This window comes from Micromonospora sp. ABR4_055, from assembly GCF_056160425.1.
This window is the reverse complement of sequence record NZ_JBSWXD010000109.1, coordinates 1-22,798: the sequence shown is the minus strand read 5'-3', so window position 1 is coordinate 22,798 and position 22,798 is coordinate 1. Positions and strand designations below refer to the sequence as shown.

General features: G+C 70.7%; 28 protein-coding genes. 11 read left to right on the top strand and 17 right to left on the bottom strand.

The window, feature by feature from the left end; translation table 11 throughout:
• Positions 1 to 109: 109 nt before the first annotated feature.
• The 3 genes from katG to ACXAHD_RS22400 form a co-directional block, all read right to left on the bottom strand.
• Positions 110 to 2,386, bottom strand: a complete 2,277-nt coding sequence (gene katG, locus ACXAHD_RS22410) for a catalase/peroxidase HPI (protein WP_281551450.1) — start codon at positions 2,384 to 2,386, stop codon at positions 110 to 112.
• Complete coding sequence (locus tag ACXAHD_RS22405) at positions 2,386 to 2,838, bottom strand: Fur family transcriptional regulator (RefSeq protein WP_281551449.1); 453 nt, start codon at positions 2,836 to 2,838, stop codon at positions 2,386 to 2,388. Before ACXAHD_RS22405 ends, katG begins: the two co-directional genes overlap by 1 nt.
• An 85-nt stretch (positions 2,839 to 2,923) precedes the next feature.
• Complete coding sequence (locus tag ACXAHD_RS22400) at positions 2,924 to 3,520, bottom strand: dihydrofolate reductase family protein (RefSeq protein WP_475052948.1); 597 nt, start codon at positions 3,518 to 3,520, stop codon at positions 2,924 to 2,926.
• An 86-nt stretch (positions 3,521 to 3,606) separates the two neighbouring features.
• On the opposite strand from ACXAHD_RS22400, the gene ACXAHD_RS22395 reads away from it, so the two are divergent.
• The gene (locus tag ACXAHD_RS22395) at positions 3,607 to 4,338 is read left to right on the top strand and encodes a hypothetical protein (RefSeq protein WP_289211234.1); all 732 of its coding nucleotides are present in this window, start codon (positions 3,607 to 3,609) and stop codon (positions 4,336 to 4,338) included.
• Between the two features lie 24 nt (positions 4,339 to 4,362).
• Here ACXAHD_RS22395 and ACXAHD_RS22390 read toward each other — a convergent pair whose 3' ends face one another.
• The 7 genes from ACXAHD_RS22390 to ACXAHD_RS22360 form a co-directional block, all read right to left on the bottom strand.
• A complete protein-coding gene (locus ACXAHD_RS22390) occupies positions 4,363 to 4,935 on the bottom strand; it encodes a hypothetical protein (protein WP_289211233.1) in 573 nt (190 codons plus the stop codon).
• The gene (locus tag ACXAHD_RS22385) at positions 4,935 to 5,831 is read right to left on the bottom strand and encodes an ADP-ribosylglycohydrolase family protein (protein WP_289211232.1); all 897 of its coding nucleotides are present in this window, start codon (positions 5,829 to 5,831) and stop codon (positions 4,935 to 4,937) included. Before ACXAHD_RS22385 ends, ACXAHD_RS22390 begins: the two co-directional genes overlap by 1 nt.
• A 63-nt stretch (positions 5,832 to 5,894) precedes the next feature.
• Positions 5,895 to 7,043, bottom strand: coding sequence for an RNA polymerase sigma factor (locus ACXAHD_RS22380; RefSeq protein ID WP_281551444.1), 1,149 nt, complete (start codon positions 7,041 to 7,043; stop codon positions 5,895 to 5,897).
• Positions 7,040 to 7,447 carry a YciI family protein gene (locus tag ACXAHD_RS22375; RefSeq protein ID WP_289213632.1) on the bottom strand — a complete coding sequence of 136 codons (408 nt, stop codon included), beginning with the start codon at positions 7,445 to 7,447 and terminating at the stop codon, positions 7,040 to 7,042. The genes ACXAHD_RS22380 and ACXAHD_RS22375 overlap by 4 nt, the downstream gene beginning before the upstream one ends.
• A 125-nt stretch (positions 7,448 to 7,572) precedes the next feature.
• A complete protein-coding gene (locus ACXAHD_RS22370; protein WP_281551443.1) occupies positions 7,573 to 8,247 on the bottom strand; it encodes a nucleotidyltransferase domain-containing protein in 675 nt (224 codons plus the stop codon).
• Entirely contained in the window at positions 8,244 to 8,906 is a 663-nt protein-coding gene (locus ACXAHD_RS22365; protein WP_281551442.1) for a GNAT family N-acetyltransferase, read from the bottom strand. Before ACXAHD_RS22365 ends, ACXAHD_RS22370 begins: the two co-directional genes overlap by 4 nt.
• A gap of 15 nt (positions 8,907 to 8,921) precedes the next feature.
• Positions 8,922 to 9,134, bottom strand: coding sequence for a helix-hairpin-helix domain-containing protein (locus tag ACXAHD_RS22360; protein WP_281551441.1), 213 nt, complete (start codon positions 9,132 to 9,134; stop codon positions 8,922 to 8,924).
• A gap of 59 nt (positions 9,135 to 9,193) precedes the next feature.
• On the opposite strand from ACXAHD_RS22360, the gene ACXAHD_RS22355 reads away from it, so the two are divergent.
• Positions 9,194 to 9,400: a hypothetical protein gene (locus tag ACXAHD_RS22355; RefSeq protein WP_289211229.1), complete on the top strand. Its 207-nt coding sequence runs from the start codon at positions 9,194 to 9,196 to the stop codon at positions 9,398 to 9,400.
• Here the strand turns inward: ACXAHD_RS22355 and ACXAHD_RS22350 are convergent.
• The 4 genes from ACXAHD_RS22350 to ACXAHD_RS22335 are packed head-to-tail and all read right to left on the bottom strand — an operon-like array spanning position 9,390 to position 11,235.
• Positions 9,390 to 9,893, bottom strand: coding sequence for an HAD domain-containing protein (locus ACXAHD_RS22350; protein ID WP_475052939.1), 504 nt, complete (start codon positions 9,891 to 9,893; stop codon positions 9,390 to 9,392). The genes ACXAHD_RS22355 and ACXAHD_RS22350 overlap by 11 nt on opposite strands.
• A 29-nt stretch (positions 9,894 to 9,922) precedes the next feature.
• Positions 9,923 to 10,153, bottom strand: coding sequence for a DUF397 domain-containing protein (locus ACXAHD_RS22345; RefSeq protein WP_475052936.1), 231 nt, complete (start codon positions 10,151 to 10,153; stop codon positions 9,923 to 9,925).
• A 6-nt stretch (positions 10,154 to 10,159) separates the two neighbouring features.
• Positions 10,160 to 10,363 carry a DUF397 domain-containing protein gene (locus tag ACXAHD_RS22340; RefSeq protein ID WP_475052933.1) on the bottom strand — a complete coding sequence of 68 codons (204 nt, stop codon included), beginning with the start codon at positions 10,361 to 10,363 and terminating at the stop codon, positions 10,160 to 10,162.
• Between the two features lie 11 nt (positions 10,364 to 10,374).
• Complete coding sequence (locus ACXAHD_RS22335) at positions 10,375 to 11,235, bottom strand: helix-turn-helix domain-containing protein (RefSeq protein WP_281551437.1); 861 nt, start codon at positions 11,233 to 11,235, stop codon at positions 10,375 to 10,377.
• A gap of 299 nt (positions 11,236 to 11,534) precedes the next feature.
• Between ACXAHD_RS22335 and ACXAHD_RS22330 the strand changes: the two genes are divergently transcribed.
• Entirely contained in the window at positions 11,535 to 12,119 is a 585-nt protein-coding gene (locus tag ACXAHD_RS22330; protein WP_281551436.1) for a hypothetical protein, read from the top strand.
• The gene (locus tag ACXAHD_RS22325; RefSeq protein WP_281551435.1) at positions 12,116 to 12,364 is read left to right on the top strand and encodes a hypothetical protein; all 249 of its coding nucleotides are present in this window, start codon (positions 12,116 to 12,118) and stop codon (positions 12,362 to 12,364) included. The genes ACXAHD_RS22330 and ACXAHD_RS22325 overlap by 4 nt, the downstream gene beginning before the upstream one ends.
• Before the next feature lie 16 nt (positions 12,365 to 12,380).
• Here the strand turns inward: ACXAHD_RS22325 and ACXAHD_RS22320 are convergent, their stop codons facing one another.
• Positions 12,381 to 14,468 carry an alpha-glucuronidase gene (locus ACXAHD_RS22320; RefSeq protein ID WP_475052930.1) on the bottom strand — a complete coding sequence of 696 codons (2,088 nt, stop codon included), beginning with the start codon at positions 14,466 to 14,468 and terminating at the stop codon, positions 12,381 to 12,383.
• 130 nt (positions 14,469 to 14,598) lie between these two features.
• Here ACXAHD_RS22320 and ACXAHD_RS22315 point away from each other — a divergent pair, with 130 nt between their 5' ends.
• Positions 14,599 to 15,099: a DUF456 domain-containing protein gene (locus tag ACXAHD_RS22315; protein ID WP_289211224.1), complete on the top strand. Its 501-nt coding sequence runs from the start codon at positions 14,599 to 14,601 to the stop codon at positions 15,097 to 15,099.
• 76 nt (positions 15,100 to 15,175) lie between these two features.
• Here the strand turns inward: ACXAHD_RS22315 and ACXAHD_RS22310 are convergent, their stop codons facing one another.
• Positions 15,176 to 16,189 carry an aldo/keto reductase gene (locus ACXAHD_RS22310; protein ID WP_475052925.1) on the bottom strand — a complete coding sequence of 338 codons (1,014 nt, stop codon included), beginning with the start codon at positions 16,187 to 16,189 and terminating at the stop codon, positions 15,176 to 15,178.
• Positions 16,190 to 16,279: 90 nt separating this feature from the next.
• Between ACXAHD_RS22310 and ACXAHD_RS22305 the strand changes: the two genes are divergently transcribed.
• Complete coding sequence (locus ACXAHD_RS22305) at positions 16,280 to 17,191, top strand: AraC family transcriptional regulator (RefSeq protein WP_475052923.1); 912 nt, start codon at positions 16,280 to 16,282, stop codon at positions 17,189 to 17,191.
• A 22-nt stretch (positions 17,192 to 17,213) separates the two neighbouring features.
• Here the strand turns inward: ACXAHD_RS22305 and ACXAHD_RS22300 are convergent, their stop codons facing one another.
• Positions 17,214 to 19,169 carry a heavy metal translocating P-type ATPase gene (locus ACXAHD_RS22300; RefSeq protein ID WP_475052921.1) on the bottom strand — a complete coding sequence of 652 codons (1,956 nt, stop codon included), beginning with the start codon at positions 19,167 to 19,169 and terminating at the stop codon, positions 17,214 to 17,216.
• A 66-nt stretch (positions 19,170 to 19,235) separates the two neighbouring features.
• On the opposite strand from ACXAHD_RS22300, the gene ACXAHD_RS22295 reads away from it, so the two are divergent.
• The 5 genes from ACXAHD_RS22295 to ACXAHD_RS22275 all read left to right on the top strand — a co-directional run bounded on the left by ACXAHD_RS22295 (position 19,236) and on the right by ACXAHD_RS22275 (position 22,647).
• Positions 19,236 to 19,604, top strand: coding sequence for an ArsR/SmtB family transcription factor (locus tag ACXAHD_RS22295; protein WP_281551430.1), 369 nt, complete (start codon positions 19,236 to 19,238; stop codon positions 19,602 to 19,604).
• Positions 19,605 to 19,714: 110 nt separating this feature from the next.
• Complete coding sequence (gene rpmF, locus ACXAHD_RS22290; protein WP_281551429.1) at positions 19,715 to 19,894, top strand: 50S ribosomal protein L32; 180 nt, start codon at positions 19,715 to 19,717, stop codon at positions 19,892 to 19,894.
• A complete protein-coding gene (locus ACXAHD_RS22285) occupies positions 19,891 to 21,216 on the top strand; it encodes a GTP-binding protein (RefSeq protein ID WP_281551428.1) in 1,326 nt (441 codons plus the stop codon). The genes rpmF and ACXAHD_RS22285 overlap by 4 nt, the downstream gene beginning before the upstream one ends.
• 59 nt (positions 21,217 to 21,275) lie before the next feature.
• The gene (locus ACXAHD_RS22280) at positions 21,276 to 21,962 is read left to right on the top strand and encodes a choice-of-anchor M domain-containing protein (RefSeq protein WP_289211222.1); all 687 of its coding nucleotides are present in this window, start codon (positions 21,276 to 21,278) and stop codon (positions 21,960 to 21,962) included.
• Positions 21,963 to 21,993: 31 nt separating this feature from the next.
• Positions 21,994 to 22,647: a choice-of-anchor M domain-containing protein gene (locus ACXAHD_RS22275; RefSeq protein ID WP_475052913.1), complete on the top strand. Its 654-nt coding sequence runs from the start codon at positions 21,994 to 21,996 to the stop codon at positions 22,645 to 22,647.
• The last annotated feature ends 151 nt before the right edge of the window (positions 22,648 to 22,798 follow it).

Genomic DNA, 22,798 nt, shown 5'->3' with positions numbered 1-22,798 from the left:
CCCCCCCCCCCCCCCCCCCCCCCCCCCCCCCCCCCCCCCCCCCCCCCCCCCCCCCCCCCCCCCCCCCCCCCCCCCCCCCCCCCCCCCCACGTCTGTCGAACATGCCGGCTCAGGACAGGTCGAACCGGTCCAGCTCCATGACCTTGACCCAGGCGGCGACGAAGTCGGCGACGAACTTCTCGCCGGCGTCGCTGCTGGCGTACACCTCGGAGAGGGCACGCAGCTGCGAGTTCGAGCCGAAGATCAGGTCGACCGCGGTCGCGGTCCACTTCACCTCGTCGGTGGCAAGGTCGCGGATCTCGTAGACGTGCTCGCCGGACTCCGCCGCCTTCCACCGGGTGCCCGGGGAGAGCAGGTTGGTGAAGAAGTCGTTGGTGAGTACGCCGGGCCGGTCGGTGAGCACGCCGTGCTGCGCGCCGCCGACGTTCGCCCCGAGCGCCCGCAGACCACCGATGAGCACGGTCATCTCCGGGGCGGACAGGTCGAGCATGTACGCCCGGTCGACCAGCAGGACCTCCGGCTGGGTCTTCTCGCCCGGCCGCAGGTAGTTACGGAACCCGTCGGCGCGCGGCTCCATCACCGCGAACGACTCGACGTCGGTCTGCTCCTGGCTGGCGTCGGTGCGGCCCGGGTGGAACGGCACGGTCACCTTGACCCCGGCGTCGTGCGCTGCCTTTTCGACGGCGGCCGAGCCGGCCAGCACGATCAGGTCGGCGAGCGAGATCTGCGCGCCGCCGGCCGCGTTGAACTCCTGCTGGACGCCCTCCAGGGTGCTGAGCACCGTGGCCAGCTGCTCCGGCTGGTTGACCTCCCAGCTGCGCTGCGGTTCGAGCCTGATCCGGGCCCCGTTGGCGCCGCCACGCTTGTCGGTGGAGCGGAAGCTCGCCGCCGACGCCCAGGCGGTGCTGACCAGCTGCGCGGTGCTCAGCCCGGAGTCGAGGACCTTCGCCTTGAGCGCGGCCACGTCGGCGTCGCCGACCAGTTCGTGGTCGACGGCCGGCACCGGGTCCTGCCACAGCTGGGCCTCGGGCACCCACGGACCGAGGAACCGGCTGACCGGGCCCATGTCGCGGTGCAGCAGCTTGTACCAGGCCTTGGCGAAGGCCAGTGCGAACTCGTCCGGGTTGGCCAGGAACCGGCGGGAGATCTGCTCGTACGTCGGGTCGAAGCGCAGCGACAGGTCGGTGGTGAGCATCGTCGGCTTGTGCTTCTTCGCCGGGTCGTGCGCGTCCGGGATGATCGCCTCGGCGTCCTTGGCCACCCACTGCTTGGCCCCACCGGGGCTGGTGGTCAGCTCCCACTCGTACCCGAACAGGATCTCGAAGAAGCGGTTGCTCCACTGCGTCGGCTTGTCGGTCCAGGTGACCTCCAGGCCGCTGGTGATGGTGTCGCCGCCCTTGCCGCTGCCGTGCGTGCTCAACCAGCCCAGGCCCTGCGCCTCAATCGGCGCGCCCTCCGGCTCCGGGCCGACGTGAGCGTCGGCGTCACCGGCCCCGTGGGTCTTGCCGAAGGTGTGGCCGCCGGCGATGAGGGCGACGGTCTCCTCGTCGTTCATCGCCATCCGGGCGAACGTCTCCCGGATGAAGTGGGCCGCCGCGAGGGGGTCCGCGTTGCCGCGCGGGCCCTCCGGGTTGACGTAGATCAGGCCCATCTCGGTCGCGCCGACTCCAGCCGACATCTCCTTCTCGGAGAGGTAGCGGGCGTCACCCAGCCAGGTGTCCTCCGGGCCCCAGAAGATCTCCTCCGGCTCCCAGACGTCCTCCCGGCCGAAGGCGAAGCCGAAGGTCTTGAAGCCCATCGACTCCAGGGCGACGTTGCCGGCCAGCACCAGCAGGTCGGCCCAGGAGATCTTCTGGCCGTACTTGGCCTTGACCGGCCACAGCAGCCGGCGGGCCTTGTCCAGGTTGGCGTTGTCCGGCCAGCTGTTGAGCGGGGCGAAGCGCTGCCCGCCGTCACCAGCGCCGCCCCGGCCGTCCTCGATCCGGTACGTGCCGGCGGCGTGCCAGCTGAGTCGGATCATCAGCCCGCCGTAGTGACCGAAGTCGGCCGGCCACCAGTCCTGCGAGGTGGTGAGAACCTTGGTGATGTCCTGCTTGAGGGCCTCGACGTCGAGCGTGGCGAACTCCTTGGCGTAGCTGAAGTCCGCGCCCAGCGGGTTGCCCTTGGGCGAGTGGGCGTGCAGCACCGACAGGTCGAGCTGGTTGGGCCACCAGTCCCGGTTGGTACGCGGCCGCCCGCCCGTTTTGGGAGTTGGTGAGTCGATCGCCGGGTTCTCGCTCTCGCTGCCGTGCGCGGTCACCGAGTCGTGGGCGACCGGGCAGCCGGACGCTGCCATCTTGTCCACACCCTGTGCGCTGGTGGGGCCGGTGTTCTGGGTGTCGCTCATCAGTTCCCTTCCGGATTGGCCGATAACGAAGTGGCGTTGTCGGTCGTGCATCCGGGGCAGGTGCCCCAGTAGACGACCTCCGCCTCGTCGACCGTGAAACCGTGGTCGTCGGAGGCGGTGAGACAGGGGGCGGATCCGGTGGCGCAGTCGACGTCGGCGATCGCGCCGCAGGAGCGGCAGACGACGTGGTGGTGGTTGTCCCCGACCCGCCGCTCGTAGCGGGCGGTCGCGCCGGCGGGCTGGATGCGCCGCACCAGCCCGGCGTCGGTGAGGACCCGCAGCACATCGTAGACCGCCTGGTGGGACACCGTCGGGTGGTCGGCACGCACCAGGTCGAGCACCGTGTCGGTGTCGACGTGCGGGCGGTCGCGTAGCGCCGCGAGGACTGCCAGCCTCGGTCGGGTCACCCGCAACGAGGCCGCCCTCAACTGCGCCTCGAGGTCGGATGTCACCGGGCCACGATAGGCCGTTTTCTGGAATCATTCAAGTTTCGGTACGGAGGTGTCGCCGACCTGCGGCGACCAGCAAAACCGCAGGTCATGCCAGTTGGCGGGCGCCTCGAACGGCGTACCGGTGCAGGGTGACGCCCTGCTCGAAGGCACGGTTCTCCAGCAGGTCGAGTTCGACCGGGGCATCCAGGTCGTCGAACAGAGCCCGGCCGGTGCCGAGGATCACCGGGTGGACGAACAGCATCACCTCGTCGAGCAGGCCGGCCTGCAGCAACTGGGTGGCGACGGTGGCCCCACCGATGCCGATGTCACCGTCGGCGCGCGCCCGTAGCTCGGCGAGCGCCGCCACGGCGTCACCGTCGCGGCCGACGACGCGGGTGTCGTGTCCGGCGTCGACGCGGGTACGCGACACCAGCACCTTCGGGGTCGACGTCCAGATCTCGCCGTACTCGCGTATGAAGTCCGGCAGCGAGTCGTCGTCGCGCGCGCCCGGCCAGAACGCCTCCATGATCTCGTAGACCTTCCGCCCCTGCACCATCTGGGACAGCGCCCGCGCCCGCGCGTTGAACTCCCGGTGCAGCGACTCCCCGATACGCATCCAGTCGCCGCCGCCGTTCTCACCCGGGGCGTGCTCGATCTTCATATCCACGGACACGTTCATCCAGTACACGAATCGGCCCGGCACGCGCCCTCCAGTGACTGCGGTACGCAACTGTCCCGCCGACGGTAACAACCCGCCGGCGGTGCCTACGGTGACCTATCCTCGACACCGTGGCGGCACCCGACGCAGCCTCCCACCACGCGGTGCTCGATCTGCTCGGCCGGCAGGCCAACCATCGACAGGCCGAAGAGACGCTGCGTGCCGCCGGCTGGACGCCCGCTGGCGCTGGCGACTGGGCCATCGCGCTCCGCTCGCCCGACGGCACAATGGCCGCCCGGATCAGCCCGTTCGACCCGACGGGACCGTACACCGCAGCGCTCTACCGTGAGGCCGCGCACACCCGGCAGGTGCCGGAACTGTTCGCGCACCGCCGTCTGCCCGGCGGAGGTGACCTTCAGCTGCTCGAATGGCTTCGACCGGTGAGTCAGGACGAAGCTGTCGCGTTCCACCGGGCGATCGCCAGGCATGATCCGGACGTCGCCGACCTCGTCGACGTCGTGCGCCGGATCCACGACCGGGCCCGACGGGAACTGCCCTGGTGCGGGCCGTTGGACCACAACCCGACAAACGTCATGCGTACGGTGGACGGGCGGCTCGTCGCCGTCGACCTGTTCTACGCCGACGGCCCGAACCTGTACGCGACAGCGGCAACGGACCCGGATCTCGTCGTCGCGCTGATCCCCGAGACCGAGCGGCGGTTCATGACCGAGATCCCGCTGGCCGCCTCCGGCCCCTGGCCGCCCGGTGCACAGAAAGCGCTACGCGTCGGGCTCGCCGCGGCCGACGCCCGCCACGCCGGCGGACAACCGCCCAGCGCTACACCCGTCGCACGAGGATCCTGATCACGGCGGCCAACCCCACGCGTCCTACCGGACGTAGATCTCCGGGATCGAATCCATGATCGACTGTACGGTCGCGGCGACGCTCAACGCGCTGGTGTCGACGCCGATGTAGCGGTAGTCCGGGTCGAGTGCCTCGCGGAGGGTCCGATCCTCCGGGATCAGGTCGACCCGGTCGCGCCACCGCTGCGTCGTCTGCTTGGCCCGGGTGAGTCGGCGGTGTTCGCGTACGTCTCGGTCGACCAGCAGCTCGACCAGGAACACGGTCGTCTGCTGCCGCAGGAGTTGACGGAACGCGAGGTAGTCGTCGTAGTCGCGCAGAAAGCTGCCAGTGAGGACATTGACGTAGCCGGCAGCCCAGAAGTTCGTCACCAGAGTTGCGACGTTGCGGCGGAGCAGATCGAAGAACCCGTCGTCCATCGGGCACGGGTTGGTCTGCCCGATGTCCTCGGCATCGATCCGGGCGCAGCCGGGCGTGTGGGGGAGCAGCGCCCGCAGAATCGTCGATTTGCCGGCACCCTCCTCGCCGGTGACGAGGACGAGATGGTTGACCGCCGTGGCGGTTGGATCCGCTGCTCGCCGTGTGACAGGCAGGCCCATCACCGGCGTACGCGGTCGGGGAGTGGCTCGCGGCGGGCCAGCCACCGCGCCGGGATCCCGCCCGGTCCGGAGCAGGTGTACGCGGCCACGACGCCGCCGACGATCGCCGCGGTCGTGTCGACGTCGCCGCCGGCCTCGACACAGGCGTGGATCGCCGCCGGGTAGTCGTCGAGCCGGGTCGCGGCGACCCACAGTGCGAACGGGACGGTGTCGAAGGCCAGCACCTGCGAGCCGTTGCCCAACTCGTACGCCGCCTCGGCGACGCCGACCCCCAGCAGCTGCCTGGCCCGGACGATGCCGGACATCAGCCGGCCGTCGATCAGATGGCCCAGCACCACGTCGAGCAGCTCGGCCGGCTCGGGCCGGGACCGGGTCAGCCGGGACCAGCCGGCTTCCGCCGCCGCGACGGCGACCGCGACCGCACCCAGGATCGCCTCGGGGTGGGCGTGGGTGACCTCCGCCGACCGCCAGGCCTGCAGAGCGGCGGTACGGTTGTCGCCCGCGTGGAAGGCGCCGAGTGGGGCGACCCGCATCGCCGCACCGTTGCCCATCGACCCCTGTCCGTCGAACGCCGCACCTGCGGCGTCCCGCCAGGCGACGCCCTGCCGGATCTGGCGTAGCAGGACCACCGCGCCGGCACCGTAGCCACGGTACGGCTCGAAGCGCTCGGCGAACCGGGCCGCCAGGCGGTCCTGGTCGATACCGTCGCGCTCGCGCAGCTCGGCGACGATCGAGCAGGCCATCTCGGTGTCGTCGGTCCACGGCCACGGCCCGGCCGGTGGGTCACCATCAGGTAGCGCGGCGGAGCTGGTGCCGGGGACGAAGAACTGGGCGCCGAGGGCGTCACCGACGGAAAGGCCGTCAAGACTGTCATAGCAGAGGTCGAGCATCGTCATGTCGCAGCAGACTCTGCCAGTTGCGGCGGCCGTCGGGAAGGCCGGAGCCACTGCGGGTCACCGTCAACTTCGCAGCTGCGCGTTGAGCCGGGCGGCCTGTCGCGTGAGGTGGTCGCGTTCGGGCAGGTTGGGCGCTGACCGGGCGGCCTGCGCGTACAGCCGTGCCGCGGTCGCCGGATCCCCGTCGCGCTCGTGCAGGTGTGCCGCAACGGCGGCGTACCGGGGCAGGGCCGGGTCGAGCTCTGCCAGGGCGGCCAGACCGGCTCGCCCGCCGTCGGCCTCGCCGAGCGCGACGGCCCGGTTGAGTCGTGCCACCGGGTTGTCGGTGAGGCGTACCAGTTCGTCGTACCACTCGACGATCTGCACCCAGTCGGTCTCCTCAGCGGTCTGCGCGTCGGCGTGCAGCGCGGCGATGGCAGCCTGGGCCTGGAACTCGCCCAGCCGGTCGCGGGTGAGGGCGGACTGGAGCACGTCGACGCCCTCGGTGATGAGTGCGGTGTCCCACCGGCTGCGGTCCTGCTCGGCGAGCGGCACGAGCCGACCCTCGGGACCGGTGCGGGCCGGACGCCGGGCGTGGTGCAGCAGCATCAGCGCCAGCAGGCCGGCGACCTCCGTATTGTCGATCATGCCTGCCAGTTGGCGGGTGAGCCGGATCGCCTCGGCGGCGAGGTCCACGTCACCGGAGTACCCCTCGTTGAAGACCAGGTAGAGCACGCGCAGCACGGTGGCGACGTCACCGGGCTGGTCGAACCGGACGCCGGCGACGGTCCGTTTGGCCCTGCTGATCCGCTGGGCCATGGTCGCCTCCGGCACCAGGTAGGCCTGCGCGATCTGCCGCGTGGTCAGCCCGCCGACCGCGCGCAGCGTGAGCGCGACCGCCGAGGCCGGGGTCAGGGCCGGGTGCGCACACAGGAAGTACAGCGCCAGCGTGTCATCCGTCGCCGCCGCCCCCTGCTCGGGCGCGGGCTCGGCGTCGACCAGCTCCTCCCGCCGCCGCCGGGAGGTGTCGGCGCGGACGGCGTCGAGGAACCTGCGCCAGGCCACCGTGACCAGCCAGCCCTTGGGATCGCGCGGCAGGTCGTCGGGCCATCCGCGTACCGCCTCGACCAGGGCGTCCTGCACGGCGTCCTCGGCCGCCGCGAAGTCGGCTCCGCGGCGGACGAGGACGCCGATCACCGCGGGCACCAGCTCCCGCAGCAGGGACTCGTTCACTCGGTGGCCGAGGGCTGCTCGGCGTAGAACGGCCGCACCTCGATCCACTCGTGGATCGGCTTGCCACCGGCACCGGGAGCTGCGGACAGTTCGCCGGCCAGCTCGATCGCGCGCTCGTAGTTCTCCACGTCGATCACCATCCAGCCGGCGATCAGGTCCTTGGTCTCGGCGAACGGGCCGTCGGTGACCGGTGGCCGGCCTTCGCCGTCGTAGCGGACGAAGGTGCCCTCCGGGGAGAGCGCCTGACCGTCGACGAACTCGCCGGTGCCCTCCAGCCGGGCGGCGAAGTCATTCATGTACTGGATGTGGGCCGTGACCTCCGCCGGCTCCCACTTGTCCATCGGTACGTCGTTGACCGCCGCCGGCGCGCCCCGGTAGTGCTTGAGCAGCAGGTACTTGGCCATCATGTTCTCCTTGGTGAGGTACGGCCCATTGTGGCCGTGTTCGCACCTGGGACGGAGCCGCTCCCGGGTTCTCGACATGCCGGCGCGGAATCTCTCCGGGAAACTTCAACGACCCCGCGCGCCCGTCACCGCAGGTTTCTTTCCCGTACGCCGATGAGCAGCCGGTCGACGGCGGCCCGGTCGGGCTGCTCCGGCAGTACGGTGCCGGCCGCCGCGTCGTCGAGCTCGGCCAGCAGATCCGCCGCCCAGCGGGTGACCGCCGTCCACGGCAGCTCGCCGCGCCGGACCGCGAGCAGCCGGTCCCGCGACGGTCCCACGTCGACCAGGACCTCCCCGGTCCGCAGCACGTGGGCACCGGCGGTCAGCAGCCGGATCATGTGCATGGCCTGCTTGTGGTTGGTCTCGCCGGTGCGTTCCCGGCGGGCCGCCACCCGGTCGAGCTGGTCGCGGGCGTAGCCGCCGTACGTCTGGGCGAGTCGCGTCGACAGGAACGCCTGCCGGACGGCCAGCAACTGCTCGCCGTCCTCGCGCAGCGTCTCGATCAGCGGGGACCAGAGCACCTCCAGGACGGTCGGATTGCCCTGTAACGCCAGGGTGCAGAAGCGTTCGAACTCCCAGGAGAACTGCTCCGGTGCCGGCCCGTCGAGGTGGGTGGGCGGCTTGTCCAGCTGCCAGAACGCACGGGTCGGGGCCACGTACACGCCGCGCCGGTCGTAGTCGGAGTCCGGCCCGTGCAGCCCGTACGCCCGGGATCCGACGACGACGGCGAGTACGGTGTGCCGCTCGACGAGCTCGTTCACGCCGGGCAGGGTACCGCTGCCCGGCCGAGCTGAAGGTAGATATAGCGGGTGTCGCCCGGGCCGGGGCGGCTGTGGCCGTCGGCCTGCCAGCCCCGAGCGGCGTAGAAGCGCTGGGCCCGACCGTTACGTTCCCACGCCTCCAGCAGCCCGCCGGTCCGGCCGGTCCTCTCCAGGTACGCGACGAACGCGTCGTGCAGCAGTCCACCGATCCCTCGACCCCAGCAGTCGGGGAGCACGTGGATCTGGTAGAGCTGACCGACGCGGCCCGGGTCGACATGACCGGCGAAGGCGGGTCCCATCGCCGCGCAGCCGACGACCCGGCTGTCGAGGACAGCGGCGACGGTGAACAGCTCCGGCGAGGTGACCGCGTTCGCCCAAGCGGTGCGGCGTTCGGCGTACGCAGCGGGGGACGACAGCGACGGGTCGGCCGGGTCGAGCCCACCTGCCGCCGTGTAGTAGGCGGTGCGGGCCAGCGTGTGCACCTCGGTCAGCTGGTCGACATCAGCGAGCGTGGCCTCGCGTACGAGTGCCGGTGCGTCGGCGGGCCGCGGTCCATCATGATCACTTGACGTTCTGCTGGGCGACACGCCGATGCTCTCCCAGCAGAACGTCAAGTGATCATGGCGGGCTGGTGGGCGGACACCATCAGGCGAGGTCATCCGGCGTCTCCTCCGTCAGTCGGCGAAGCCGAGGCCGCGTTCGGCCAGCGCGGTGGCGAGGATGCCGACGGCCTTCGGGCCGATCCCGTGCATGGCCAGCAGATCGGCGCGACGGTAGGTGGCGACCTGGGCGAGGGTGGTGACGCCGGCTGCCAGCAGGGCACTGTTGGCAGGCCGTCCGATCGGCGGCAGGTCACCGATCTGGGCGGGCAGATGGCGAGTGCTCATCCGCCCACCGTAGCCGGCGTGGCCGTGCTCGGGCCTTGGTCGTTGATAGCGTCGGCGGCATGACCGTGAGCATTCTGATCACGCCCGACGATGACCTCGGCGAGGAACTTGCCGCTGCTGTTACCGGGGGCAACCGGTTTGCTCTGATCGCGTGGGCGATCCGTGAGTACCTGGATCGGCGCGCCGTCGATGCTGCTGCTGCCTGGCACGCCGCCCTTGCCGGCGAGGACGCTGCGGCGTACGCCGAGTTCAACGCTACGTGGTAGCCCTGAGCCACTGGCGGATGGTGGAGAAGTCGGCGTCGGTGAGGCCGAGTTGCGGGTCGATGCGGTGCAGTAGCGCCTTGCCAGGGTGGTTCCTGGTGACCCACTGCCGGTCCAGGTCGGTGATCTCGTCGTCGAGCCAGACGAAGGTACGCCCGGCCGCCCAGCTGGTGAGGAACGCCGTCTTCCAGCGCACGCCGCGCGGGGGCTCGTCGTCGGAGTCCGGCCACGGAACGACCGGCAGCTCCGGTAGGCCGAGCAGCGGCGCGACGACGTCGTTCGCCTCGGCCATCCAGGTGGTCGCCCAGACAAGTTGACAATCGAGCGCCAGCAGCTGGCGTCCGTCCTCCGGATCGAGCCGATCCAGCAGCGGATTACCACCGACATCAAGATCGGTTGCGGAGACGGGCGAAGGCGCGCGGCCAGTGGCACCGGCGGCGAAGGGAATGAGTACGCCGTCGACGTCGAGGAACACGTACGGGCAGCTGGCTGGCACCGGCGTCGTCGAAAGGCAGACCGGCCGCGTCAGCGGCTGGACACTGTGGTGAGGAACGCCGTCCAGGCTCCGGCGGGGAAGAGGAGCGCCGGGCCGTTCGGGTCCTTGTAGTCGCGTACGCCGATGGTGCCACCGGCCAGCGTGGCCACCTCGACGCAGTCTGACCCGCTGGCGCTGCTGCGGCTGCTCTTGCGCCAGTGGGCGTGGGGCGGGTCCTGCGCGATTACGTCGTGTCCGTCCGTCCGAGATCGTTGCAGCAAGCTGGATCAGCCCTCCGCGGACTCGTAGTCCTTGAGGCCGGACAGGAAGTTGGTGAAGGCAGCCGGGCTGAACAGCAGAGCTGGGCCGGTGGCGTCCTTGCTGTCCCGTACGCCTACGGCGATGTCAAGGTCAGCCACCTCGACGCAGTCGCCGCTTCCGCCGCCGCTGGAGCGGCTGCTCTTTCGCCATTTCGCTTTGGAGAGGTCCATTGCCGCCATCCCTACTCGATGCTGTCCCGTGCACGAGCGATCAACTCTCGTGACTCCTCGACTCCGGCTGCCGTCGCGCGTAGGTAGTCGAACGCCAGGCTATACCGCCTGACGTCTCTCTCGCCTTCCACATCCAGGTCGCCCGTCAGTGTCTCGACGAAGACGACCGACGGATGCTCAGGGAAGTCCATGATCGTGAAGGCGCCGTTGAGGCCCGCGTGCCAGACTGTCTGCTGCTTGAGGACCTGGATGGTCACGCTGCTGGGCGGTGCCAGCAAGCGGTCCAGCTGAGCCTTGAAGATTTCCGGTCCGCCGATCGGCCGGTGCAGCAGGGACTCGTCCAGGATGGCCCACTGCTTTAGCGCGTCCTCGGTGAGCCGGTGCTGGCGGGCCAGCCTCGCCTCGACGTGCTTGTCGATGTCGTGCGGCGTCCGGTCTCGTCCGGCTGGCTCGCCGGTGAAGGTCGCCCTCGCGTACTCCTCTGTCTGTAGTAGGCCGTTGATCGTGCCCCATGACCAGGTGCGGAGCCCGGATGCCTCAGTCTCGAAGGCGATGTAGGTGCTCAACTCGCTGGTGATGGTGTCGCGGTAGTCCTCCCACCAGCCGCGTCCACGGGCCTCCTTGGCCAGGCGCCAGTACTGCTCCTGTCGTGCGGGGTCGGTGACGCCGAACAGGTTGAGCATCAGGTAGAGGTCGCCCTTGCTGACGCTGGTCTGGGCGAGTTCGATGCGGGAGATCTTGCCCTGCGAGCAGCCGATCTCCTCAGCGACCTGGTCTGCGGTCAGCCTCGCCTCGGTGCGTAGGCGCTTCAGCTCCAGACCCAGTTGACGTCCGCGCACGGTGGGGGTCCGCCGGTCTCGCTTCTCTGGCATCCAGCAAGTCTCGCGGACTGCATGACGAGGTTCAACTACCGTCCAAAGTTTTCTCCTATAGGGACTGGTCTTGATCTTACTGATGTGTTCAGATGTTAGTCGAAGTGAATGATTCACATCATGATCTAGGCGGCGAGGTCGAGGTCTCGCCGGGTAACTCCCCGCCGTCAGGGACGCGAGGGTCTGTGGCGGTGGGTCGAGCGGAGGAAGGCTGTCGTTCCCCGTACGGCAGCCTTCCTCCACCTCGCGCGAGTTGCTCCACGACGGTGAACTGCGAGTACCTGCCCTTGGAGGTGTCCGTGACCGACAACCGTTCAGCACGCTGGACCGACCCGACCCTCGACCCGACCGAGCGCAACCGGGACCTGTTCGCCGTACTCGATCGGGCTGACCTGTCCGAACCGGCACGGGCCGCCGTCGCACACGCCCTCGGAGCCGACGCCGGCCCTGCCGGGCACGCCGAAGCGCTGGTCAACCGCTACCTCAACGAACGCGAGCGCTGCCGTCCGGTCGGGCGGGTCAACGGCGGTGGCGGGGACCGGGGCGGCAACCTGCCGGACTGGTTACGGCCCGACCGGCGCGGCCGGTACACACTGCACCTGACCTTCGCCGCCGCCGACTTCGACGAAGCGCGCGAGCAGGCCGTCGCGTACGCCGAAGGGCTCACCATCCTGTGCCCGGAGCTGGGCGAGTACACGCCGCTGCTGTCGCGGGCAGAGGCGTGGAACTTCAACGAGCCGCTGTTCTGCGGCGTACGTGGACCGGACGGTGAGGTGTGCGCGGAGGTCCGCTACCACGCCGGGTTCCACCGGGCGGCCGGCCTGGGCGGGCTGAGCTGGGGCGACGGGGACGCCGACGCCGATGTCGACGTCAACCTGCCATGACGGACACCCCGGCCACGCCGCCGTACCCCAGGGTCGCGCCGTGCCGGCACTGCGGCCGGCCGGTGCTGCGCGACAACGACGGCGTCTGGATCCACGCCGACCTCGCCTACGTCTGCCGCGACCGCTGGGGTGGGATCACCGCCACCACCGCCGCCCCGGAGCCGCCGGACCCGACGTGGCCCCCGAGTGTCGCCGAGCGGCCGTACCCGTTCCGGGTCGACTCCGGCGCGCCACTCGACCTGTAAGAGTAAGGGAGGCCAGTCAGTGGATCCGGCGGCCGTGCGCGTCCGGGACGCCGGACTTGCGGAAGAAGTAGGTATTGATCTGGTCGCGCCACTCCCGCGCCGAGCGGACCTGCTCGTCGAGGCGGTCGGCGACCCGGGCGTACAGGGCGGAGTCGAGGCCGATGTCAGCGATGTCCAGCCACCGTTCCCGCATGGCGATCGCCTCGTCGGCCCCGGCGAAGTGGGTGTCGTAGATGTGCTGGATGACCGTCGAGCCGCTGTGCAGCACATGACCGTACGGCACGTGGTGGAAGAACAGCAGCAGCTCGTCGGGGCAGTCGGTCAACGACTCGTACACCTGCGACCAGGGCTTCGGGTACTGGCTGGTGTAACCGGTGCCGGTGGCCCGGGTCCGGTCCACGCCGACGCCGTCGCGGTCGGCGAAGTGGTAGGTGCCCCACGGGGTGTACTCGTACCCGTCGACGGACGGGCCGTAGTGGTTGCCGGGGTTGACCATGAAGCCGACACCCAGTGGGGCGGTGTACCGCTCGTAGGTGCGCCACGAGCCGTCCATCATCGCGTGCAGTGCCTGCCGCAACTGCGCCGGATCGGAGACCGCGCCGGCCGGGAAGGTCAGGTCGATCCACTCGTCGAGCAGCGCGGCCGGGTCGGCGGTCGGGTCCCAGCCGAGCCGGCCGAACGCGTACAGGTTGGCCTGGGCGAGCGGATGCCCGCACCAGAACGGGTCGTCGCCGACGTTCGACACGGCGGCCAGGGTGCCGCCCCGCGCGGCGATCGCGGCGACCGACGACCCCGCGTCACCGCTGACGTCCCCGTCGGCCTCCAGACTGTCGCCGTCGAACCGGAAGCTGAGCACCTCGCTCCACAGCGGAGCCAGGTAGCAGACGTGCAGCTGGTGGCCGGTGTACTCCTGGGTCACCTGCAACTCGACGGCCAGCCGGGTGACCGGCATCGCGGCGATCACCGGGGACACCGGCTCCCGGGGTTGGAAGTCGATCGGCCCGTACTTCACCTGCACGATCGCGTTGTCGCGGAACTGGCCGTCGAGCGGGGCGAAATGGTCGTACGCGGCCCGAGCCCGGTCGGTGGTGCGGTCCCGCCAGTCCTGCCGATGGTTGTAGACGAACGCCCGCCAGTGCACCACCCCGCCGTGCGGGGCGAGGGCGTCGGCGAGCAGGTTGGCGCCGTCGGCGTGGCTGCGGCCGTACGCGAACGGGCCGGGCTGACCCTCCGAGTCGGCCTTCACCACGTACCCGCCGAAGTCGGGCACCCTGGCGTAGACCTGGGCGGTGGTGGCCGCCCACCAGCCGCGTACCGTCTCGTCGAGCGGGTCGGCGGTGTCCAGCCCCCCGAGCACCATCGGCGCGGCGAACGTCACCGACAGGTGCAGCCGGATGCCGTACGGGCGGAAGATGTCGGCGAACGTGGCGACGTCGTCGAGCCGGTCAGTGAGCAGCCGCGCCTCGGTGCGACCCACGTTGACGTTGTTGATGGTGACCGCGTTGACGCCGCTGGCGGCGAGCAGCCGGGCGTACGCCCTGACCCGGTCCAGGTCGTCGGTGATCGCGCCGTCCCGCCAGAAGATCGACCCGCCGGAGTAGCCCCGCTCCACCTGCCCCATCACCGGGTGCACGTCGATGTTGTCCCAGTGGTCGAGCATCCGCCGGCCGATCGCCGGCCGGTGCGTCCGCGTCGGGATGTCGTCGCCGAACGCCGACTCGCCGAGCCGGACCACGTGGAACAGCCCGTACAGCAGCCCGGCGGGGGTGTCGGCGGTGACCGTGGTGAGGCTGCCGGCGCGGCCGATCGTGTAGCCCTCGTCGCCGAGCCCGCCGGAGGCACCGGCTGCTCCGTCGGAGGCACCGGCTGCTCCGCCGGGACCGCCGGCACCGGTCAACGCCAGCATCAGGTCTGCCTCGCCGTCGACCGACAGCCGGGTAACCGATCCGCCGAACCGGTCGCAGGCGGCCCGCACCTCGGCGTGCACGGTGGCGACGAGCTTCTCGTCACCGGAGACCAGGGTGTGTCGTGCCCCGATGGCACGCCATGCCTGCGCCGGCAGCCAGGCCGGATGGACATCGGTTGCCGGTGCGGCAGCGGCCACGCGATCCTCCCTGAGTTTTTCGATCTTCTTCCGGACCCGTGCCCGGAATTCTTCCGGATCCCTACCCGGATCGCAGCCCTCGGACGTCGCCGGGTTCGCGGCGCTGGCGGCCATCGGTCACCCTGTCGGTGTGGATCTCGACGACACACAGACACTGGTCACCCTGCTCAGTGGCCTGGCCATCCTGGTCGGGCTGATCGGCGTGATCGTGCCGATCCTGCCCGGTCTGCTGCTCTGCTGGGCCGGGGTGCTCGGCTGGGCGATCTTCAGCGACGCCGGTGGCGGTCGGTGGCTGATCGTCGTCGCGGCGACCCTGATCGCCGTAGCCGGCACGGTGACCAAGTATCTGTGGCCGGGGCGGGACCTGAAACGGGCCGGCGTGCCCAACCGGTCGCTGCTGGTCGGCGGTGCGCTGGGCCTGGTCGGCTTCTTCGTCGTTCCGGTGCTCGGCCTGGTGATCGGCTTCGTGCTCGGCGTCTGGCTGGCCGAGCGGCAGCGGCTCGGCGACTTCGCCGCCGCCTGGCCGGCGACGAAGCGGGCGGTGCTGGCGGTGGGCCTGGCGATGCTGATAGAGCTGGGTGCCGCGCTCGTCATCGCCGGGTTGTGGCTGCTCGGCCTGCTCGTGGCCTGAACCACGAGCAGACCGCGCGTCGCGTCGGATCGTCAACCAGGTCGGGCCGTCGCCCGGACGGGTGGCGCGCCGGCTGTCACCAGACCGGCATCCGGGCGGCCGGGTAGCGGGAGCCGGCCGCGCCGTGCGGTAGGATCTCGCGGATCCGGTCGACCTCGTCCGGGCTGAGCACAACGGACGCCGCCGCCACGTTCTCGGCGAGCCGTTGCGGGTTGCGGGTGCCCGGGATCGGCACGATGTCGTCGCCCTGGGCGAGCAGCCAGGCCAGGGCGAGCTGGGTGACCGCGACGCCCTTGGCAGCGGCCATCGCGGTCAGCTCGCGCACCGCGGCCAGGTTCTGTTCGTAGTTGCCCGGCTGCCAGCGTTCGTCCCAGGTCCGCATGTCACCGTCCGGGTATTCGGCGGCGGGCCGGACCGCGCCGGTCAGGAAGCCGCGGCCGAGCGGCGAGTACGCAACGAATCCGATGCCCAGCTCGCGGACCGTCGGCAGCACCTGCGGCTCCACCGCCCGCTCGAACACCGAGTACTCGGTCTGCAGCACCGACACCGGGTGGACGGTGTGCGCCCGCCGGATGATGTCCGGGCCGGCTTCACTGAGCCCGAAGTAGCGCACCTTGCCTTCGGCGATCAGCTCACCGACAGTGCCGGCGACGTCCTCGATCGGTACGTTCGGGTCGACCCGGTGTTGGTAGAGCAGGTCGATGTGGTCGGTGCCGAGGTGGCGCAGACTGTTGTGGGTGACCTCGCGGATGTGTTCCGGCCGGCTGTCGAACGCGGTACCGAACCGGCTCGGGTCGGTCAGGTCGAGGCCGAACTTGGTGGCGAGCACCACGTCGTCACGGAAGCCGCGTACCGCCTTGCCGAGCAGTTGCTCGTTGCTGCCGGTGCCCATTCCGTACAGCTCGGCGGTGTCGAACATGGTGACGCCGAGTTCGTACGCCCGACCGATGGTGGCGATGCCGCTGGCCGGGTCGGCCGGACCGTACGCCATGGTCATGCCCATCGTGCCGAGGCCGATCGCACCGACTTCGAGCCCCTGCGATCCGAGTTCGCGCCGGGGCAGCTGCCGGCCGTTCGTTGTCTGTGTCATGCCCCGACGCTATGTCCGCCCCGGGGGTGCCGGCATGGGGCGCGCTCCGCGTACTCTTGCCTGATCCTCTCACTGACGGCGGGGCGATCGATGATAGACGAGCTGGCACGGGTCGTCGCCCGGCACTGCTGCCCGGTGCCGGCGGTCGAGACCGCCGTGCCCCGGCTGCGGCTGGTCCGCTTCGACGACGAGCGGGCCGGGCCGACCGATCTGCTGTACGAGCCGATGGTCTGCTTCGTGGCCCGGGGCGCGAAACGCAGCACCGCCGGTGAGCGCAGCTGGCTGGTCGGCCGGGGGGCGATGTTCCTCAGCTCGGTGGAGCTGCCGGTGACCGCCGTGTTCGAGCAGGTGCCGTACCGGTCGGCGGTGCTGCGTCTGGACGGGCGGATGCTCGCCGATCTGCTGCTGGAGCTGGACGAGCCACCGTCGCCGCCGGCCGGGTCGGCAGAGCCGGCCGCGTTGACCACGGCGGCGATGACCCCGGGGATCGTCGAGGCGGTCACCCGGTGGGTACGGCTGCTCGACGACCCGGCCGACATCCGGCCGCTCGCCGCCCGGATGGAGGGCGAGATCCTGTACCGGCTGTTGAGCAGCCCGCTCGGGCCGGCGCTGCGTCAGCTCACCGTTGCCGAGTCCCGGTTGTCGCAGGTCCGGGCGGCGGCCGGGCTGATCCGGGCCCGGTACGCCGAGCCGTTGACGGTCGAGCAGATCGCGGCGGCGGCCCACCTGAGCGTGGCGACCCTGCACCGGCACTTCAAGGCGGTGACCGGGATGAGCCCGATGCGGTTCCAAAAGTCCTTGCGGCTGCAGCAGGCCCGGCAGCTGCTGGTCGCTGGCGCCGACACCGCCGCTGGAGTGGCCAGGACGGTCGGGTACGTCAGCGCGACCCAGTTCAACCGCGAGTACCGGCGGGCGTACGGCGTACCGCCAGGTCGCGATGCGGCCCGGCGGCGCGCTAGCGACCTGGCGTCGGCAGCTTCGGGGCGGTCGCCGACAGCCTGAGCGTCGCTGCGCGCCGGGGCCGTCACTGCTGCCAGGCCGAGCGGCGCAGCAGCCGCATGCCGTTGAGCGCGACCAGGATGGTGGAGCCCTCGTGCCCGGCGACGCCGAGCGGCAGCGGCAGGTGGCCGACGATGTCCCAGGTCGCCAGGACCACGATGACGGTGCCGGCGATGACCAGGTTGGCGACCACGCAGCGCCGGGCCCGCCGGGCGAGGGCGACAAGCGCGGGGATGGTGGTCAGGTCGTCGCGGACGATGACGGTGTCCGCGGTCTCCAGGGCGAGGTCGGCACCGACGCCACCCATCGCGACGCCGGTGTGCGCGGTGGCCAGCGCCGGTGCGTCGTTGACTCCGTCGCCGATCACCAGCACCCGCCGGCCGCCGGCCTGCAGTTGCCGTACCGCGGCGACCTTGTCCTGCGGCAGCAGACCGGCCCGTACCTCGTCGATGCCGACCTCGGCGGCCAGCCCGCCGGCTGCCTGCGGGTTGTCGCCGGTGAGCAGCACCGGCGACCGCCCGGTCAGGGCACGCAGCGCGGCGGTGACCGGGGCCGCGCCGGGTCGCAACCGGTCGGTGAGCGCGAGGACGGCTGCCGGCGTGCCGTCGACGGCGACCACGACGGCGGTCTGGCCGGCGGACTCCACTTCGGCGACCAGCCGGCGGGCCCCGTCGTCGGTGGCGGTCAGCAGCTGGGCCGGGCTGGCCACGGCCACCTGCCGGTCACCGACGCGGGCCGTGACGCCGCGCCCTGGTAGTGCGGCGAACGTGTCGGTGGCGGCGATCGCCAACTGGCGGTCGCGGGCGGCGGCGACCACGGCGACACCGATCGGGTGTTCGCTGGGCAGTTCGGCGGCGGCGGCGAGAGCCAGCAGTTGGTCCGCGTCGCCGGTGGCCGGATCACCGGGTACGGGGTGGACGGCGGTGACTCGGGGCCGACCTTCGGTGAGGGTGCCGGTCTTGTCGAAGGCGACCAGGTCGGCACGGCCGAGGCGTTCGATCACCCCGGCGGATTTGACCAGTACGCCGTGTCTGCCGGCGGTGGCGATCGCGGCGAGCAGCGGCGGCATGGTCGCCAGCACCACGGCACAGGGGGAAGCGACGATCATGAAGGTCATCGCCCGCAGCAGGGCGTCGGTGAGGCTGTCGCCGAGGGCGAGCGGGATGCCGAACAGGGCGAGAGTCGCGACCACGACTCCGACCGAGTAGCGCTGCTCGATCCGTTCGATGAACAGCTGGGTGGGTGCCTTGCTGGCGGCGGCCTCCTCGACCATGGCGGCGATCCGGGCGACGACGGTCTCGCCTGCCGGGGTGGTCACCCGGACCCGTAGCGCTCCGGTGCCGTTGAGGGTGCCGGCGTACACGTCGTCGCCGTGGCTGCGGTCCACCGGTAGCGGCTCGCCGGTGATGGTGGCCTGGTCGACCTCGCTGGCGCCGTCGACAACCTGTCCGTCGGCGCCGATCCGCTCGCCGGGGCGGACCAGGATGACGTCGCCGACGCGCAGTGTGACGGTGTCGACCCGCTGTTCGGTGCCGTCGACGATCCGCGTCGCCCGGGGCGGGGCCAGGTCGAGCAGGCTGTGGACGGCGTCGGCGGTTCGTCGAGTGGCGAGCGCTTCCAGCGCGCCGGAGGTGGCGAAGATGACGATCAGCAGGGCGCCGTCGAAGACCTGGTTGACGGCGGCGGCCCCGATCGCGGCGACCACCATCAGCAGGTCGACGTCGAGGGTGCGTTCGCGTAGTGCGCGCAGCCCGGACCAGCCTGGTTCCCAACCGCCGGCGACGTAGCAGGCAAGGTAGGCGGCCCACCAGCTCCACGCCGGGGCTCCGGCCAGGTGCAGCGTGCCGCCGAGGGCGAACAGCGCGGTCGCGGCGGTCGCCCAGCGGACCTCGGGCAGCGCCCAGATCGGGGTACGGCGGGTGGCGTCGGCCAGGCGCTCGGCGCGTTTCGGGGGCGCGTACGGCGGGGTATCGATGAGCACGGCCATTACAATAGCTGCGCAGCTATGCAGATATGCAAGTAGGCGGCCTCGACTAGTCTGACCGGCATGCACACCTCGATTCCGGATTTCCGGATGCCGGTCGAGGAGCAGGTGCACCTGGCCGCGGAGACGTTCCGCCTGCTCGCCGACCCCACCCGGATCAAGATTCTCTGGGCGCTGCTGCAGGGTGAGTCGTCGGTCGCCTGCCTGGCCGAGTTGGTCGGTGCCGCGCCGACGGCGGTCAGCCAGCACCTGGCCAAGCTGCGGCTCGCCGGGCTGGTCCGGGGTCGCCGGGAGGGCACATTCGTCTACTACTCGGCCGCAGACGTGCACGTCCGGCAGTTGCTGGCCGAGGCGCTGTTCCACGCCGACCATGCCGACCGCGAGCTGCCCGACCACGGGCCGGGGGAGCGGGTCTCCGATCACCACGGGTGAGCGCCTGGCTCGGGGCCGGTCACCTGTGGTGGAGTCGAAACCGGCCGCGTCGGTCCTACTTAATGAAAACGGCTTCCGTTATCGTCTGGGTAGACGAGAGGAGGCCGTCCATGGCCGTACCGAAGCGCCGCACCTCGCGGTCGAACACCCGCCACCGGCGCGCCCAGTGGAAGGCGGCGGTGCCGATGCTGGTGACCTGCCCCTGCCCGCGACAGGAGAAGATCCTGCCGCACCGGGCCTGCGCACACTGCGGCCTGTACCGGGGCCGCCAGGTCGAGGATCCGCGATGACCGGTGCGGTGGCCAGCGAGGGGAACGGTGCGACGGCCGGCGCGGTGGCCAGTGACCGTCGGCTGCCGGTAACGGTGCTGTCCGGATTCCTCGGTGCGGGCAAGACCACCCTGCTCAACCACATCTTGGCCAACCGGGAAGGGCGGCGGGTCGCGGTCATTGTCAACGACATGAGCGAGATCAACATCGACGCCGCGCTGGTGCGCGACGGCGGTAGCCTGTCGCGTACCGAGGAACGCCTGGTCGAGATGACCAACGGCTGCATCTGCTGCACCCTGCGCGACGACCTGCTGGTGGAGATCGCCCGACTGGCTCGGCTGGGCCGCTTCGACTACCTGGTGATCGAGTCCAGCGGCATCTCCGAACCACTGCCGGTGGCGGCCACGTTCGCCTTCGGCACCGACGACGGTGGGGTGCTGGCCGACATCGCCCGGCTGGACACCATGGTCACTGTCGTCGACGCGCCGCACCTGATCGCCCAGTTGCGGGCCGGCGAGTCGTTGGAGCAGCGTGGGCTGGCCGCGTACGACGACGATGACCGCACCATCGCCGACCTGCTGGTCGACCAGATCGAGTTCGCCGACGTGATCCTGGTCAACAAGACCGACCTGGTCGGGTCGGCCGAGTTGGCGACGGTCGAGGCGCTGGTGACCAGGCTGAACCCGAAGGCCCGTCAGCTGCGGACCGTGCGGGCGCAGGTCCCGTTGGGCGAGGTGCTCGACACCGGGCGGTTCGATCTGGAGGCGGCCGAGACCGCTCCCGGTTGGGTCGCCGAACTCAACGGCGAGCACGTGCCGGAGACGATCGAGTACGGCATCAGCAGCATCGTCTACCGGGCGGTCGCGCCGTTTCATCCGCAGCGGCTCTGGGATCTGCTCGCCGAGCTGGACAGCTTCGGCGTCGTACGGTCGAAGGGCTTTCTCTGGCTGGCGACCCGGCCCGATGTGCAGGCACTGTGGTCGCAGGCCGGTCCGTCGGCGCGGTGCGACCCGGCGGGGGTGCCGGTGGCCAGCTCCGGTGAGTGGCCCGACGACCCGGCCGAGCGGGCCGACCTGGAGTCCCGGTGGGATCCGGTCTTCGGCGACCGGCACCAGGAGCTGGTGTTCATCGGCATCGGGCTCGATGGCGAGCGGCTACGGGCGGCGCTGGACGGCGCGCTGCTCACCGATGCCGAGCTCGCGGCGGCCGGAGCGGGGCTGGTCGCCGGGCTCGCGGCATGGCGCGAGCTGCCGGACCCGTTTCCCGACTGGGATGTCGGCGAGCTGGACGAACATGGACATGTGTCGACTCAGACAGGTCGCACCCCTACCGCGATAAGTTGAAAACGATTACCGTTAGCTCCCGGTGGTCCACCAGGGACCACCGGGAGGGAGTCTGTCCCATGTCGACCGCAACTCGCCGGCGGGCCGCCGGTACGCTCGTCGCCAGCGCCGCGATGATTGCCGCTCTGGTGGTTTCGGCCACTCCGGCGCAGGCACACGGCACCGGCCTGCCCGTGGTCCTGCATGAAGGACACGTCGACGTCATCGAGGTCGAGTACGAGGACGGTGAGCTGGAGCTCGGCGTCCACGACGACACCGTCGAGCCGGGTGAGCACCGCCACCACGACGACGTGATCTTCGTCGTCAAGCCCCAGGCGAAGGCCACCGTGCCCAGTGACCCGGCCTTCGCCTTCCTCGGCGCCGCCGGCTCGCCGGTGTGGATCCTGCCGCAGATCGAGAACGAGGAACTGCTCTTCGCCGGCCTCGCCACCGAGGAGCTCGAAGCGGGCGTCTTCGCCGGCGACTCGGTCGACCTGACCGTGCAGCAGCTGATCAGCGCCCCCAGCTCCGCCAAGATGGCGGTCTACACCGAGGACCTGTTCGGGCAGCCGACCGTGCTGGCCAACAGCCGCGACGGGCTGCCGGACGTTGTCGACCTGGCGGTCGGTGAGCACCTGCACGTCAACTGGGCGTTCAGCAAGGCGGGCGTCTACCTGCTCAAGGTGAAGGCCAGTGCCACTCTGGCGGGCACCACGACCGTCGTCGAGTCCGACTCGGTCTACCTGCGATTCGTCGTCCTGCCCTGACGTGCGTCGGGAATCCGGAGGGAGCAGTGTGATGAAGACTCCTGGCCGCCGGCTGCTTGCCGGTATCGCGTCGAGTGCCCTCGCTGCGGTGCTCGCGGTCGCCGTACCCACCCCGGCGCAGGCCACGACCGTCGAACTGACCAGTGGCTACGTCGATGTCATCAATGTCGATCATGTCGCCGGTGGGCCGATCGAGGTCACCGTTGGCGATGACACCGGCGCTACCTTCGTCGAGCGTGACCCGTCCACCGTGGTCCTCGTGGTGCCTGCCGCCGCGCACACGGCGGTGCCGTCCGGTTCCGCCTGGTCGTTCCTCGGCAGCGGGGGGTACGCCTACGTGTTGCCGCAGACCAACACCGCCGGGCTGCTCTGGGCCGGCTGGGACACCACCGGGGTGGCCAGCGGGGCGTTGCAGTTCAACCGGGTCGTGTTCAAGCTGACCGGCGTGCAGGGGCCGGGCGGGTTCAGCATCTTCACCGCCTCGGGCGGCACGTCCACGGTGCTGTTCGACAGCGGCAACGGTCTGCCGGACAGCCTGAACGTCAACCGCAACACCCATGCCCACGTCAACTGGGGCTTCGACGTGGCCGGCACCTACGTGGCGACGTTCGAGGTAAGCGGCGTGCGTGCGTCGAACGGGCAGCCGGTGAGCAGCACCGAGGAATTCACCTTCGAGGTCGGCTGACCCCCGTTCGACCCGAGTGGTTGATTCGTCGGTTGATCCGACCCGCCGACCCGTGGGGGCCGTGTCGACCCCCCCCCCTTCTTTCCCCGCTTTCCGCCAGACCCTAGTTTGAGAAAGATGTTTTTTTTTTTCTCCCATGTCGTTTGCCGGG

Coding starts and splice junctions, on each gene's coding strand:
- ACXAHD_RS22355 (WP_289211229.1), top strand. CDS start 9,194: ATGACCGTGAGCATTCTGATCACGCCCGACGATGACCTCGGCGAGGAA.
- ACXAHD_RS22390 (WP_289211233.1), bottom strand. CDS start 4,935: ATGGGCCTGCCTGTCACACGGCGAGCAGCGGATCCAACCGCCACGGCG.
- rpmF (WP_281551429.1), top strand. CDS start 19,715: ATGGCCGTACCGAAGCGCCGCACCTCGCGGTCGAACACCCGCCACCGG.
- ACXAHD_RS22280 (WP_289211222.1), top strand. CDS start 21,276: ATGTCGACCGCAACTCGCCGGCGGGCCGCCGGTACGCTCGTCGCCAGC.
- ACXAHD_RS22325 (WP_281551435.1), top strand. CDS start 12,116: ATGACGGACACCCCGGCCACGCCGCCGTACCCCAGGGTCGCGCCGTGC.
- ACXAHD_RS22305 (WP_475052923.1), top strand. CDS start 16,280: ATGATAGACGAGCTGGCACGGGTCGTCGCCCGGCACTGCTGCCCGGTG.
- ACXAHD_RS22385 (WP_289211232.1), bottom strand. CDS start 5,831: ATGACGATGCTCGACCTCTGCTATGACAGTCTTGACGGCCTTTCCGTC.
- ACXAHD_RS22360 (WP_281551441.1), bottom strand. CDS start 9,134: ATGAGCACTCGCCATCTGCCCGCCCAGATCGGTGACCTGCCGCCGATC.
- ACXAHD_RS22295 (WP_281551430.1), top strand. CDS start 19,236: ATGCACACCTCGATTCCGGATTTCCGGATGCCGGTCGAGGAGCAGGTG.
- ACXAHD_RS22375 (WP_289213632.1), bottom strand. CDS start 7,447: ATGGCCAAGTACCTGCTGCTCAAGCACTACCGGGGCGCGCCGGCGGCG.
- ACXAHD_RS22340 (WP_475052933.1), bottom strand. CDS start 10,363: ATGGACCTCTCCAAAGCGAAATGGCGAAAGAGCAGCCGCTCCAGCGGC.
- ACXAHD_RS22365 (WP_281551442.1), bottom strand. CDS start 8,906: ATGACCTCGCCTGATGGTGTCCGCCCACCAGCCCGCCATGATCACTTG.
- ACXAHD_RS22310 (WP_475052925.1), bottom strand. CDS start 16,189: ATGACACAGACAACGAACGGCCGGCAGCTGCCCCGGCGCGAACTCGGA.
- ACXAHD_RS22335 (WP_281551437.1), bottom strand. CDS start 11,235: ATGCCAGAGAAGCGAGACCGGCGGACCCCCACCGTGCGCGGACGTCAA.
- ACXAHD_RS22275 (WP_475052913.1), top strand. CDS start 21,994: ATGAAGACTCCTGGCCGCCGGCTGCTTGCCGGTATCGCGTCGAGTGCC.
- katG (WP_281551450.1), bottom strand. CDS start 2,386: ATGAGCGACACCCAGAACACCGGCCCCACCAGCGCACAGGGTGTGGAC.
- ACXAHD_RS22285 (WP_281551428.1), top strand. CDS start 19,891: ATGACCGGTGCGGTGGCCAGCGAGGGGAACGGTGCGACGGCCGGCGCG.